1 protein-coding gene is annotated in these 345 nt (G+C 53.3%); it reads right to left on the bottom strand.

Translation table 11 applies throughout. From position 1 onward, the window contains the following. Positions 1 to 345, bottom strand: a 345-nt coding sequence (locus BFP92_RS31830; protein ID WP_170875867.1) for an immunoglobulin-like domain-containing protein, incomplete at both ends; no start/stop codon positions are given.

Genomic DNA, 345 nt, shown 5'->3' with positions numbered 1-345 from the left:
GCGAAACCGTGGTGTTGTCGATCGAGTCAGTGATGGCTGTTTCAGCTGCCTTCGGATCGGTAACCAGATTCTCAAAGTTGCCGCCTTCGGTCTTTGCGATGGTGGTGCTGACAGTCGAACCGTTGTTATAGACGTCGTTGGCTGGAGTGTTAAACACGGTCGAGCCGACAGTTTCACCGGCCTTGATCGTGATGGTCTGGCCGTTGCTCAACGTTACGGTAACGTCGGTCTGCGCCTTGTTGGTCAAGGTCGCGGTGTAAGTGATGTCACCGCCTTCAACTACAGAGGCTTTATCAGCACTCAGAGAAACCGTGGTGTTGTCGATCGAGTCGGTAATCGAAGTGA

Source organism: Pseudomonas sp. 58 R 3, assembly GCF_900006605.1.
Lineage (GTDB): Bacteria > Pseudomonadota > Gammaproteobacteria > Pseudomonadales > Pseudomonadaceae > Aquipseudomonas > Aquipseudomonas salomonii.
Note: the sequence above shows the minus strand (reverse complement) of the source record. Positions and strands in the feature narration are given on the sequence as shown.